Genomic DNA, 12,567 nt, shown 5'->3' on the forward strand with positions numbered 1-12,567 from the left:
ACAAACCTAGAATTGGTAGGTTAGGCTAATTCCCCATTGACGCGGGGCTGCAAGATAACGCTCAGCCACACCAAAGGCCTGGGTAAAATCATTAGCGCCGATAACATATTGAGTATCAGTGAGGTTTGTCACAAAAGCCGCCACGTTCCACCGTTCATTCAACTCCCAACTTAGCCTGGCATTAACCAGGCTAAATGCCTTTTGTACCGCCAGGGTAGAATTAAATACATCGTTGTAAGTCTTGCTGCGAAATGCCCAGTCTAAACGAGCGGTGACGCTGCTCTGCCCGGCCAGCGGCAAACGATACCAAAACGCCAAACTTGAAGTCCAAGTCGGAGTTCGAATCAACTTGGAGTCTAACGTCACCTGAGTGGCGCTGCCCACATCCACAAACTCTGCGTCGATGTAACTCAGGCTGCCACTTAGTCCCAACCTGGTATTCACCTTTGCTTGCCATTCAAGTTCCACGCCTTTACTGCGCGCCTCGCCCACATTATCAATCAGAATCTCAAGCCCTGATTCCTCACTGGACTGGCCACCACGTAACTGCATATCCTGATGGTTGATGTAAAAGCCGGTCAGATTCAAACGTAACTTGTTATCCAACCATTGCGAGCGCATGCCAAGTTCATAGGATGTCAGGTATTCAGGATCAAAGGGCTGAGCCGTTACCGGGGAATTGGGTAAACCGTTGAAGCCCCCTGATTTAAAGCCCTTGGAAGCTGAGCCATATAACATCATGCTGGGGCGATATTGATATTGCAGCGCCACCAATGGTGAGAACACCCGCCAGGACTTCTTAATCGCCCCTTGCGGATCCTGTGCCGTACGTCTGAATAGCTCCACTCCGGAGACATTCGCCACACCCAGTACCTGCTGGGATTTTCGCTCATAAGTCAGCCGCCCTCCCAACGTCAGGCTCCATTGGCTGTCTAACTGCCAGTTTGTCTGGGCAAACAATGCATAGCTTTGGTTATTCAACCAGTTGATGTAACGATTATCCAAATCGAGACTAATATTCAGGGGGTTACCCGGCCCGCCTATGTCCGTTGGCTGGTTGAGTGGTGAGCCATCTAATGGACCCGGCAAAGCTTCCAACGCAGCATACAGGTTCTCAAAAAAGATAAAATCCGCCTGGTATGCAACATCTTCATCAAAGGCAAACAGGCCAAGCAGCCAATCCAGCGAGCCATTCTGACCGGTTAAGTTAAATTCCTGACTGCGCTGGTTGCTCCCCTGCCAGTCACGGGTTACCCCGATATTGACCGGGTTGTGATCAAAATCACGACTGTATACCCCGTTCATGCTGTTATATGCGGTAATAGATTTAAGATTGAGTAAGGGGAATATTTGCCAATTGATAGTAGCAGCCCAAGCGTATTGGCTGAGGCTATTGTCATTACCCAAAGTGGCTGCACTGTCAAAGCCGGTCTGGCTGGTTTGCAGGGGCTGCAACGGCATAAAACGCCCTGACACTGAGGCAGCCTGATTAAATAGCCGGATAAGGCTGGCCTCATCGTTTTTTACCTCAATGACGGCAGGTGCACTGCCGTTTTGCTGCCACTGCCCGCTGTAGCTAAGAGTCAGGTCCAGGGCATCGGTTAATATCAATTGGTACTTGGCCAGCAGATTAAAATCATCCTGGCCACCTTCCTGCTCGCCGTTCAGGCGGGTAACAAAGCCGTCCCGGCTATTTTTCGACAAGGCCAGGCGCAGGCCACTGTCACTGGTCAGAGGCTGATTCCACACCAAGGCTATATCACGCCGCTGATACTCCCCCATATCAGCTTTTACACTCAGGCTTTGCTGCTTGGCCACCTTGTTGGTAAAGACCTGCACTGCACCACCTATGGTGTTTTTACCAAACAAGGTGCCTTGCGGGCCACGCAGCACTTCCAGATGATCAATATCGAGAAACCTGACAATCCCCCCCGCTGAACGAGCGTGGTAAACCCCGTCTACATAGATACCGACACTGGGATCAATAGTGGGAATGGGGTCGACCTGGCCGACCCCGCGCATAGTGATATTGGCACAATGTGTACAACCAGAGTTCTCCCCTACCGTGGTCACATCTATATTTGGCAAAAAATATGACGCGTCGAGCAGGCTATCGTGGCCGCCCATAAGTAACTGCTGGCCAGATAAAGCTGACACTGCCAGGGGGGTTAGTTGCAGGTCTTCCACCACTTTTCGGGCTTCGACCTTGATATCCAACAATTCATCCAGAGAAAGAGAGAAAAGGTCCGTGTTGAGTTGATTATCAGCGGCATGTCCTTGCTGGCTGACCACCCCAGCCAATAATGATAAGGCCAGAATGGAAGATGCTGTTACTTGCATGCAAGCCACCATCAACGTTAAGGGCTACATGAGTGTAGCCCATCGCCAGATAAAGTTTTAATTCAAGGGGTTCCGATTGTCCGGACATAATCCGAAAGCGCTTCCGCCACCCTGGCAAAGATTTCTCTGATATCTTCCGGCTCACAAACGAAAGGTGGTGCAAAGCTTAAGTTGTTGCCGCCGAATCGCACATACACACCTTTTTTCCAGCACAGTGCACTGATTTCGCTGGCGTGGCGAAGCGGTTGCTTTGCATCCATAGTCAACTGAATCGCTCCCGCCAGCCCGATATTACGAATATCCTCCACCAACGGCAGCCCCTTTAGTTCGTGAATAGCTTGCTCGAACACCTTGGCAAGATCCGCCACTTTGGGCAACAGACCTGGCTGTTGCAACTGATTCAGACTGGCCAATGCTGCCGCACAGGCTAGCGGATGGGCTGAATAGGTGTAACCATGCGGGAACTCAATCAGGTAATCATCACCGGGTTGATTCATCAAACAATCGTAGATTTCGCTGCTGGCCAGCACCGCCCCCATCGGCATCACGCCGTTGGTCAGCGCTTTGGCACAGGTCAGAATATCCGGCTGCACATCAAAATAATCAGCGCCAAACATGGTTCCCATTCGACCAAAGCCGGTAATGACTTCGTCAAAAATCAGCAAAATATCATGCTGGTCGCAAAGTGCCCGAAGCCGCTTCAGATATCCGGCTGAAGGTATAATAACGCCCCCCGACCCAGCCATGGGTTCAACCATAACAGCGGCAATATTGCTGGGATCCTGAACTTCCAAAATCGCTAACAAGGCATCAGCCAAGTGTTCACCCTGCTCAGGCAATCCTTTGCTGAAGCGGTTCTCAGGCAACCAGGTATGAGGTAAATGGTAAGCATCCAGTGTTTGCCCATAGATTTTACGGTTGCCACCAATTCCCCCCACCGAGATACCGCCGAAATTCACCCCGTGATAACCCTTACTACGACCGATGAACTTGCTTTTTTCCGGGCGACCTTTAGCCCGCCAATAAGCGCGAGCCAGTTTAAGAGCTGTATCAGCTGCTTCCGAACCAGAATTACAGAACAACACATGATTCAGTGCTCCTGGTGCCATTTCGGCGAGCTTATCTGCCAGTTCAAATGCCTGTGGATGACTAACGTTAAATGCCGGGGCATAGTCCAATTGCCCCATTTGTGCATTAATAGCCTCAGCAATCGCCCGATTGCCATGTCCCAGAGGGGTACACCAGAGGCCTGACAGGCTGTCATAAAGCTGATGGCCTTCTGGCGTGTAGTAATAAATGCCCTCAGCATGACTAACCATTTTGGGGTGCTTATGAAAACGTCGATTGCTGGTAAATGCCAACCAATGGCTGGAAAACGACTGACGATTGGGGTGAAAAGCCGCCATATAAGGATTCCTGGATGAATGAACTAAGAACAAGAAACGGACAAATGATCTTTGAATGCTAAATCTAGGTAAATTTCTTTGGACGATAAATCCTCAACTGATACAGTTCAGTTTAGTTTTTTTTAACCTATCAGCTCGATGATAAATTCCCGTAAGCTGCGTCAGGTCAGTAACCTGGACTTAAAATTGCTGAAAACCTTTATCGCCGTGGTTCAGGCAGGTAGTTTTACTGGTGCAGAAAGCTTGCTAAATCTTAGTCGCTCGGCCATATCCATCTACATTTCGGATCTGGAAAAACGCCTTGGCATGAAACTATGCAACCGTGGCCGGGCAGGCTTCAGCCTGACACTGGAAGGCCAAAAAGTGTATGAAGCCGCGCAAAAGCTGATGTATGCCACCGATGTGTTCCAGGAAGAAGTCAACAATACCTACGCAGTACTGAAGGGCGAACTGAACATCGGCATTATTGACAATTTGGTCACCATACCACACCGCACCATAAGCAATGCCCTGGCAAAACTTAAGCACATCAGCAGTGAGATACGCATTAATATCCGCATGAGCAACCCCGCGGATATCAGCCTGGCGTTATTAGAAGGCGAGTTGGATGTGGGGGTGATGCCCAGTCTCCAGCCGATTGACGGGCTTAGGTTACACCCCTTGTACAGTGAAACCAGCGCCTTGTATTGCTCTAATGCCCACCCTTTGTTTAGTAGCCCGGATGACCTGCAAACTATAGGTCAGCACAGCGCGGTGCTGCCTATTTACGCAGAACAAATGAATCAGCCCCAATTGTTCGATCAGCTCAATGTAACAGCCACCTCCAATGACAGAGAAGGTGTGGCATTTCTGATCCTAACCCACGAATACATTGGTTTCTTACCCGAACACTATGCCACACGTTGGGTAGAAAAAGGGGAAATGCGCGCGTTATTGCCGGATATGCTTAAATACCAAACTGATTTTTATGTGGTTACCCGCCAATCCCAACGAAACAAAAGAGTGCTGGACGTTTTCCTGAATGCGTTAGTTGATAAGCAGGTCATTGCTGACTAAGTTAATAGTAGCGTTTTATCAGACATCATCAGCCGCGCTGGATGTTAATCAGGGATGTAACATGTCAGAACAAAAACTGCAGTTTGTGCTTCGCCGCCACCGCATTAAAGCCGTTAGCGTCTATTTGCTCCTTCTGGGTTTCTTATTTGTCCTTAATCTATTATTCGGCAACCCCGAAGAACAACAAATATTCGCCGTCGCTGCGCTGGTTGCCAGCCTGACGTTACTCATCGTTATCAGTTATCTGGAAACACTAATCAGTGAGTTGCTAACTTCAAACGAACACCGCCGCGACTAGCTTTTATGGCGGTATAATGCTTTTCGCTGGCGCGCAGTTAAAACACGTCTTGTTATTTAACAACATCAAAGGCTATCAAATTGTTGCCAATCCCATAACATTTGGTAAATTGTCACAAGGATGATTTAAATAAAACCACAATAAATCACATCGGACGTTGAGCTAATTCGGGGGATCCATGTTCCACTCTTTAAGTTTGCGCGCCAAAATCATCGCATTTGCTGTCAGCATTTTTATATCGCTACTTGCCGTATCCTTTATTGGCTTGCACGTGCTAAGACTAGCCAGTGAAGGTGACAACATTGCTCGTATCAATCAGTTGATGAAGAGCACCGTAAACGTAATCCAGCAATTTGAACTCATGGTGGCAAACGGCGAGTTGCTAGAGCAACAAGCCAAGAAACTGGCCACGCAAATCCTCAGAGAAAATAAGTACCACGATTCTGAATATGTTTATGTGGTCAACGAGCAACTGGATTTCGTAGCCACCCCGCACGACCCACAGTTACATGACACCAGTTTTAACGATTTTACCGACGCGCAAGGCAAAAGCATTGGCCAGATGGTGAAAGGACTGGTGGGCAATCGTACCGGTGAGATCATCACTTACTATTGGAATGATGAGCGCAACGGTGACATTGTCGACCTGACATCTGTGGTACAAAAAACCCCACAATGGGGTTGGTACGTGGGAACCGGTATCAGTTATCAGGAAGTTGACCAACGCTACTGGGATACCGCTATTTGGCTGGTAAGCCTGTCTGTAATTATCGCGATTATTCTGGCACTGGCGCTGGCACGTTTCGGCTTTAGCTTAAGCCATGCGCTGGGTGGCGAAATCCGCCAGGTCAGAGAATCTGTTATGCGTGTATCTAAAGGGGATCTCAGGCTGGCTGACAATCAGGATAATATCGCCAGAGACAGCATTCTTGGTGCTGTCATCTATATGCAAAGTAAGTTGCGCGAAGTAGTGCAAAGCATCAAATCCGCCTCTCACAGCTTACAAACCCAGAGCCAGGATTCCCAGTCACGTTTTGATGAGCTGGATAAACTCACTCATACACTGAATACGCAGGCGCAATTAGTTGCCACCACCATAGGTGAACTGACCCATTCTGCCCAACAAGTCGCAGAACAGTCAGACCTCACCTCTCAGTCTGTCAGCTCTGCCGACGAGCAAGGCAAACAGGCCAACGCCTTGACGGATCAGTCCGCCACTACCATTGCCCTGCTTGAGCGTCAGATAGAACAGGCCGGCAATAATATTCAGGTGTTGGAAGACGAAGTCAGTCAGATAGCCAGCGTGTTGTCGGTGATTCAGGGCATTGCCGAACAAACCAACCTACTTGCCTTAAATGCCGCCATTGAAGCCGCCAGAGCGGGCGAACAAGGTCGTGGCTTTGCTGTGGTGGCTGACGAAGTCAGGCAGCTGGCACAGCGAACTCAGGCCAGCACGGGAGAGATCCAGCAGACCATTGGTAAATTGCAAACCGCCACCAAAGAAGCCAAGTCGTCAGTCAATGCCAGTATCGCCACCAGCGAACAGGCAGTGAAAAATGCCGGTCAGGTCTCTGAGCAGCTTTTACATATCGGCCAGTCCTTGTCTGCCATTATGGCCATGAGCGAGCACATCTCCCATGCCGCCGATACCCAGCTAAAGGCCGGGCAAGGTACCAGCAACAGAGTGGATGAAATCGCCCGAATTGCCGCGGATAACGCCAGCTTGTCTCAGCAAGCTCACCAGGCTACGGATCAGATCAAACAATTAGTCGTACAGTTGGAAAGTCAGGTAGAGAAATTTCAACTCAGCTAATTTCATACAACTCAATAGGCAACCCATCCGGATCGGCGAAAAAGGTAAAACGCCTGCCGGTAAATTCATCCACCCGGATGGGTTCAACCTCCACCTTATGTCTCTGTAGATCTGATACCGCGTTATCCAAATCACTAACCACAAAGGCCAGGTGTCTCAGGCCACAGGCTTCGGGTCGACTGGGGCGAGCCGGTGGATCAGGAAAAGAGAACAGTTCCAGTTGTCCGCCGTCCGGCAAAGCCAGATCCAGCTTCCAGGAATCCCGCTCTGCCCGGTAATTTTCCGCAATGATCTGCAAACCCAATGTCTGGGTATAAAACGCTTTAGCGCGTGGGTAATCCCGGCAAATAATCGCGACATGGTGAATGCGCTGCAGCATGTTTTCTCCTATTTCAATATGCACAAAAAAGGGCCTGACGGCCCTTCTTTTATTCGACGTAGCCTTCGTTGGCTTTGACCGTCAACGGATGGTATCCGGGTTTGGCTTCAGTAAACGCTTGTTTAGCAAAGGCCTTACCTTTTTCCGTTTTCGACAACGCCTGATACAGGGGTTTAACCAGCTTATTGCGGCCAATGTGCACCAGATAATCATGCAAACGGCTAAAAGCCGGTTCATACCAGTTGTTTACCGACATCAGCAACCAGCTGTGGGCAATCTCATTATTGCCGACCTGGGTCAGAGCAAAGGCATTATCCAGCTCGGTCATCTGAGCCTGAGAGAGAGACTCTGGCATGTTGTTGAGGAAATGCAGCCACTGGTGAGTATTCCAATTGGCGGTGTCAATTTGCTCGGCCTTTAGTTCACCAGCCAACCAGTTATCACGCGCGGCATCCACTTTCGTAAAGGCGTCAGAATGGGCCATGGGCGCACCTTCAGGCACACCAGGTTCGAAGATCCACTGTTGAATGCGCTGAGCATCCAATTTCTCTGCATGCTCCTTCAATAGTGTGTCATTTAAGTAGGCAATAAACTGATCTGTGGTAATGCTCTGGAAAGCAAAATGCTCAAAATAGCCCATCAGAAATTTATCAAATGCATCACGCCCTACTTTTTGCTCAAGTTCACGGGCAAATAATGCACCTTTTTCATAAGGGATATCAGAAAACACATCATCAGGATCGCGACCACGTAGGTCGATAGCCAGCATCTGATCAGCGGCCGGTAAGCTGGCGATATCCGCTTGCAACGACTGCTGCCCCAATACAAATTCCATTTGCTCGCGCTCAGGACCATAAATCATTTCCATAATGCGGTAGGTCAGATAGGTGGTGAAACCTTCGTTTAGCCACAGATCCCGCCAGGTTGCATTGGTTACGGTGTTACCCGACCAGGAATGGGCCAGTTCATGAGCAATCAGCGACACCAGACTCTTGTCACCCGCTATCACTGTCGGAGTAATAAAGGACAAACGAGGATTTTCCATGCCGCCGAAGGGGAACGAGGGGGGCAGAATCAGTAAATCATATCTGTCCCAGCGGTACTTACCGAATTTCTTCTCGGTCACATTCAGCATCGCTTCGGTATCTTCAAACTCCTTGGCAGCGGCCTCCAGCATGGACGGCTCAGCGTACACCCCAGTGCGCTCACCCATCGGTTTGAAGGCCAGATCGCCAACCGCCAGGGCTATCAGATAAGACGGGATAGGTTGCGGCATGGAAAAGTGGTATTCCCCATCACGCTCAGTAGCAGGATCGTTCGATGCACTCATCACCGCCAACAGTTCCGCAGGTGTACGAACCGTGGCCTGATAAGTCACCCGCACTTGCGGAGAATCCTGCAGCGGAATAAAGCTTCGGGCATGAATAGCCTGCGCTTGCGTGAACAAGAACGGCTGCTGTTTACCCGCGGTTTGCTCTGGCGTTAACCACTGCACGCCGCTCGCTTGCGGCGACGTATGGTAGGACACAGTTACCGCTTCAACCTTAGCTGGTACTTCAATACTGAGTGCCGCGCCTAAATGCGGATCGGCATCAGCCAGGGTGAAGGGAATATCCTGCCCCATAGCCGTTACCCGTTCGATGCTCAGATCCCGGGTATCCAGAATCAGCGTCGACGCGTTAGGCTCAATGCGCTGAAATTGGATGGTCGCGTCACCAGAAATAATGTGCTGGCTGAAATCCACATCAAGATCCAGATCCAGATGGGTCACTTTGATTTGCTCAGGGTTGGCAAAGGAATGGTAATCCTTGCTGACTTCCATAGCAGGGTTTGACGCAGTGCTGGCAGATTGCGGCTGTGTTTCTGTGGTTTTGCTTTGTTCGGGCGCTTTGCCACAGGCGGTCAGGCTAAGACCGAGCAGGACAACAGAGGCGATTTTGAATTCCATCGATGTTCCTTGTAGTTATAATCTTGGCGCCGATTGTGGCATATTTACCGCAAAGACCCAACGGCCTGTCAGCCCAGTTGCGTCAAGTCAGCTTATAAGGATGGATTGATGACGGTTTTGTATATACTCGGAGGACTATTTATCGCCCTTTTGGTGTTGATTCCGCTGTTGGAACGCTCTCGTCATCAGTTTACGCCTGAACAGGTTGCCAAGCTCAGCCGCTGGATTTGGCCCTTAATGATCATACTCGCCATAGTGCAACTTATCCGCTATATGCTTTGAGCGTTGTTCCCTTAAACGATTGCGCCCCATGATCCGTGACATTATTTGTTCGAGATCAAAAAGTCGTTGGGTTTTCGCTGCAAATGCGACAACTCTATGAAAACTTAATCTGGAACAACTTTTCGTAACACTTGCCTGGATAGAATGCCTGCCATCAACAGTTACATAGTCCAAGGAGACAGCATGGCCAGTCATTCAAAACATAGGGTGTATATTCCAACCAACGCCAGATCTAACCAGTATTTGATGGCAGAGATCAAAACCGATGACAGCTTCTATCAACATTTTGACAGCGCCGAAACCTGCTACGAAAAATTGAGCCAGCGCTTTTTTGCCCTGGCCGATCAAGCGGGCTTGCATAATGTCCATATGATTGCCAATGACAAGCTTCCTGTGGTGCGTTACCACGCAGAAGCCATGCATTTCCAAACCGGTAAACAAATTTTGTTTTTCTACGATCCGGCTATCCATGAAGGACAGAATTTATTCGTTAGCCCGGATTACCAGGCGCGTAAAATTCGCCTGTTGTTCCTGGCAACCGGCCCGGAAATTCGCGCCCACGCCGCACAATTCCATCAACAAGTGATGAGTGTTATCGGCCAATTAAAAGCGGAGCTGCCAGAGCAGGACTGCCAGATTAAAATCCGCGACCACCAGCATTTATCCTATGATTTATATGCCCATGAAAAGGGCCATAAAGAAAGTTACGGTTACAAATTACGTGGGCTTTACCCACGTTACAAAGCCAGACAATGTGAACTGCCTCAGCAACACTCGGCAATCAGTTATGTGACACTGAGTCTGCCTATGACCCGCCAGCTTAAGCAGAAGTTTGGCACTACGGGCGCTGCCAACTTTGCCCCGCTATATCTGGCCTTAGAAGAGCAATTTCTGAAGGCCACCAGAGATAAGAAACTGGATCGTCTGGCCATGGTGGCCAACGGCTTGACCCCACTGGTGCGTAACAGCCAGGTGGACCAATCTCAACACAATGCTGAACTGCAAAAAATCAGCTTCGACCCTGATGCCCCAGGTCAGCAGTTTGTTGGCTTCTGGGATAACGATAATCTTGTGGAAACCGCACACTTTATTATCGTGGCAGGTAAAGAAGACAATACCGAGTTCGGCTACGGTCATTTTATGAACCGGGTTGAAGAAGCTTTGTCTGTGTTCGCTAAGAGCTTAGGTATAGACCCGGCTCGTACAGCACTAACTCTGCGTTTCCATCAACATATCAGCTATCTGGCCTGATAGGTCTGGCCGGTCGCTGCAGCGACCGGCCAGCGTCTCCCTGTATCATTAAGCACAAGCAGATTCTTGCTGCTCAACCGCGTCGTTGTTAAGTCTATCGGCAATGGCCTGAACCTCAGCAAACCCTCGCTGCATTGACGCCTCGTGCCTGTGATCGGCAAATTCCTGATACTGAACCTGCACCTCATCAATTTGTTCAACGCCCAGGTAATGGCATAAGGTGCGTACATGCGGTGCCAGGTGATTCATCTGTTCCCGCACCCCACCCGCTTCAAAACCGAACTCACCGGTGGACGATAGCAAAATCAAACGTTTACCAGACAATAAAGGGGCTATAGGGAAGTCGCCCCGCGCCAAATCAAAACTAAAGGTTTTGTTTACCCGACTGACCTGATCAAACCAGGCCTTTAGTGCTGCCGGCATGCCATAATTGTACATAGGTGTTGTCATCACCAAGGTATCCGCCCACACCAGCTCATCAAAAAGCTCATCAGATAATGCCAGCACCTGTTTTTGCTCAGTTGTGCGTTTTTCTTCCGGCGTAAAACACGCCGCCAACCAGTTTTCATCAATAAAGGCAGGAGGTGTTTTACCGACATCTCGAAGCTTTATTTCATAATGAAATTTATTCATCTCTAGTCGTTCTATAAAGGCATTACCAAGCTGTCTTGAAATGGAACGGTAGGAATGCCTTTCATTAGTATCCCCTCTTACGCTGGCGTCTATTCGTAATATTCTCATGTATGCAACTCACATTTCACTGTTAGGAGTGGCCATTTTGCAAGTTGCACTTGCCAGTGACAAAAGATGCTTTTCACACACAAGATGAATTAAACTCATCTATATAGAATGTATGAAGACTTTTGAGTATGTCTGACTATCCATCACTTAACAGCCTAAGGGTGTTCGATGCCGCAGCCCGCCTGCAGAGCTTTAAACTGGCAGCTGATGAATTGCACCTGACCCCCACGGCGGTATCCCATCAAATTCGCAATCTGGAGGCATGGTTAGGATTACAATTATTCAGTCGACATGTGCGTCAGGTCAGGCTTACGGCCCCAGGTGAACAGTTAGCGCAGGTGACCTACGCCAGTTTACAGGCCATAGGTCAGGTACTCAGCGAGCTCAAACAGCAAAGTCAGGGCCTGGTGATCAGTTGCACGTCTTCATTTGCGGCCCTGTGGTTGCTGCCTCGTATGGCTGAACTGCAAGCCTTGTTGCCGGACACCCAAATGGAGATACGCAGCGGTGAATTGTTGGAACCATTGCAGTCAGTCAGTTCTCTGGGAATTCGATTTGGCCCGATAACTGACCAGGCTCACAGGCTTAGCCATGAGTACTTTACCTTGTATGGCACCGCCGAACAGCTGGCGGCGTTCGACGCGCGGCTGGGATGCAGGATTTTTATTCCCAAATGGAAAAACGCCAGTCTACCAGCGGCTCCCTGGGACGCTTACCGCCAGCAAACACCCATGCGCTGGAACAATTGCGGCCTGGAATATTTCGATCAGGAACTATTCGCCGTTCAGCAAGCCCAGGCGGGACTGGGGTTAGTATTCAGTGGTCAGACGTTGGTAAAAAATGCCACCAGCCTGCGTCCTGTGCCGTCTTATTCTGCCGTCCCATCCGGGTTAGGCTACTATGTGCAGCATACCGACAACCGCAAACTTACCAAGTTGATCTCTTGGCTGACCCTCTCGCTGACTTCAGCAATAGGCGAGTAGGGAGTTTGTGGCATTTTTAACAATGATGGGGCATCACTCAAAGAGGCTGCGCTTAGCGGGCACCCTTGCT

General features: G+C 49.6%; 11 protein-coding genes. 6 read left to right on the forward strand and 5 right to left on the reverse strand.

The genetic code is table 11. The features are described from left to right. Window positions 1–6: 6 nt before the first annotated feature. Both KJY73_RS17645 and KJY73_RS17650 read right to left on the reverse strand, forming a co-directional pair. Window positions 7–2,340: a TonB-dependent receptor gene (locus KJY73_RS17645; RefSeq protein WP_214345006.1), complete on the reverse strand. Its 2,334-nt coding sequence runs from the start codon at window positions 2,338–2,340 to the stop codon at window positions 7–9. A 62-nt stretch (window positions 2,341–2,402) separates the two neighbouring features. Further along, entirely contained in the window at window positions 2,403–3,746 is a 1,344-nt protein-coding gene (locus KJY73_RS17650; protein WP_214345007.1) for an aminotransferase class III-fold pyridoxal phosphate-dependent enzyme, read from the reverse strand. Window positions 3,747–3,884: 138 nt separating this feature from the next. Between KJY73_RS17650 and KJY73_RS17655 the strand changes: the two genes are divergently transcribed. The 3 genes from KJY73_RS17655 to KJY73_RS17665 all read left to right on the forward strand — a co-directional run bounded on the left by KJY73_RS17655 (window position 3,885) and on the right by KJY73_RS17665 (window position 6,913). Then, complete coding sequence (locus KJY73_RS17655; protein ID WP_214345008.1) at window positions 3,885–4,802, forward strand: LysR family transcriptional regulator; 918 nt, start codon at window positions 3,885–3,887, stop codon at window positions 4,800–4,802. Window positions 4,803–4,863: 61 nt separating this feature from the next. Then, a complete protein-coding gene (locus tag KJY73_RS17660; protein ID WP_206593951.1) occupies window positions 4,864–5,100 on the forward strand; it encodes a hypothetical protein in 237 nt (78 codons plus the stop codon). 178 nt (window positions 5,101–5,278) lie between these two features. Then, window positions 5,279–6,913: a methyl-accepting chemotaxis protein gene (locus tag KJY73_RS17665; protein WP_214345009.1), complete on the forward strand. Its 1,635-nt coding sequence runs from the start codon at window positions 5,279–5,281 to the stop codon at window positions 6,911–6,913. Here the strand turns inward: KJY73_RS17665 and gloA2 are convergent. Together gloA2 and KJY73_RS17675 are read right to left on the reverse strand one after the other, a co-directional pair. After that, window positions 6,906–7,292: an SMU1112c/YaeR family gloxylase I-like metalloprotein gene (gene gloA2 / locus KJY73_RS17670; protein WP_214345010.1), complete on the reverse strand. Its 387-nt coding sequence runs from the start codon at window positions 7,290–7,292 to the stop codon at window positions 6,906–6,908. The genes KJY73_RS17665 and gloA2 overlap by 8 nt on opposite strands. A gap of 49 nt (window positions 7,293–7,341) precedes the next feature. Next, window positions 7,342–9,240: a M1 family metallopeptidase gene (locus KJY73_RS17675; RefSeq protein WP_214345011.1), complete on the reverse strand. Its 1,899-nt coding sequence runs from the start codon at window positions 9,238–9,240 to the stop codon at window positions 7,342–7,344. A gap of 108 nt (window positions 9,241–9,348) precedes the next feature. Between KJY73_RS17675 and KJY73_RS17680 the strand changes: the two genes are divergently transcribed. Then, entirely contained in the window at window positions 9,349–9,522 is a 174-nt protein-coding gene (locus KJY73_RS17680; protein ID WP_206593947.1) for a hypothetical protein, read from the forward strand. Between the two features lie 183 nt (window positions 9,523–9,705). Then, window positions 9,706–10,773 (forward strand): DUF3083 family protein, encoded by a 1,068-nt coding sequence (locus KJY73_RS17685; protein ID WP_214345012.1) that lies wholly within the window; start codon window positions 9,706–9,708, stop codon window positions 10,771–10,773. 48 nt (window positions 10,774–10,821) lie between these two features. On the opposite strand, the gene KJY73_RS17690 is transcribed toward KJY73_RS17685, so the two are convergent. Beyond that, the gene (locus KJY73_RS17690; protein ID WP_214345013.1) at window positions 10,822–11,514 is read right to left on the reverse strand and encodes an FMN-dependent NADH-azoreductase; all 693 of its coding nucleotides are present in this window, start codon (window positions 11,512–11,514) and stop codon (window positions 10,822–10,824) included. Window positions 11,515–11,642: 128 nt separating this feature from the next. Between KJY73_RS17690 and KJY73_RS21950 the strand changes: the two genes are divergently transcribed. Beyond that, a complete protein-coding gene (locus KJY73_RS21950; RefSeq protein WP_214345014.1) occupies window positions 11,643–12,497 on the forward strand; it encodes a LysR family transcriptional regulator in 855 nt (284 codons plus the stop codon). Window positions 12,498–12,567 lie beyond the last annotated feature (70 nt).

The sequence above is a fragment of the Bowmanella yangjiangensis genome, from assembly GCF_018531185.1.
Classification (GTDB): Bacteria; Pseudomonadota; Gammaproteobacteria; order Enterobacterales; family Alteromonadaceae; genus Bowmanella; species Bowmanella yangjiangensis.

Coding starts and splice junctions, on each gene's coding strand:
- KJY73_RS17645 (WP_214345006.1), bottom strand. CDS start 2,340: ATGCAAGTAACAGCATCTTCCATTCTGGCCTTATCATTATTGGCTGGG.
- KJY73_RS17650 (WP_214345007.1), bottom strand. CDS start 3,746: ATGGCGGCTTTTCACCCCAATCGTCAGTCGTTTTCCAGCCATTGGTTG.
- KJY73_RS17655 (WP_214345008.1), top strand. CDS start 3,885: ATGATAAATTCCCGTAAGCTGCGTCAGGTCAGTAACCTGGACTTAAAA.
- KJY73_RS17660 (WP_206593951.1), top strand. CDS start 4,864: ATGTCAGAACAAAAACTGCAGTTTGTGCTTCGCCGCCACCGCATTAAA.
- KJY73_RS17665 (WP_214345009.1), top strand. CDS start 5,279: ATGTTCCACTCTTTAAGTTTGCGCGCCAAAATCATCGCATTTGCTGTC.
- gloA2 (WP_214345010.1), bottom strand. CDS start 7,292: ATGCTGCAGCGCATTCACCATGTCGCGATTATTTGCCGGGATTACCCA.
- KJY73_RS17675 (WP_214345011.1), bottom strand. CDS start 9,240: ATGGAATTCAAAATCGCCTCTGTTGTCCTGCTCGGTCTTAGCCTGACC.
- KJY73_RS17680 (WP_206593947.1), top strand. CDS start 9,349: ATGACGGTTTTGTATATACTCGGAGGACTATTTATCGCCCTTTTGGTG.
- KJY73_RS17685 (WP_214345012.1), top strand. CDS start 9,706: ATGGCCAGTCATTCAAAACATAGGGTGTATATTCCAACCAACGCCAGA.
- KJY73_RS17690 (WP_214345013.1), bottom strand. CDS start 11,514: ATGAGAATATTACGAATAGACGCCAGCGTAAGAGGGGATACTAATGAA.
- KJY73_RS21950 (WP_214345014.1), top strand. CDS start 11,643: ATGTCTGACTATCCATCACTTAACAGCCTAAGGGTGTTCGATGCCGCA.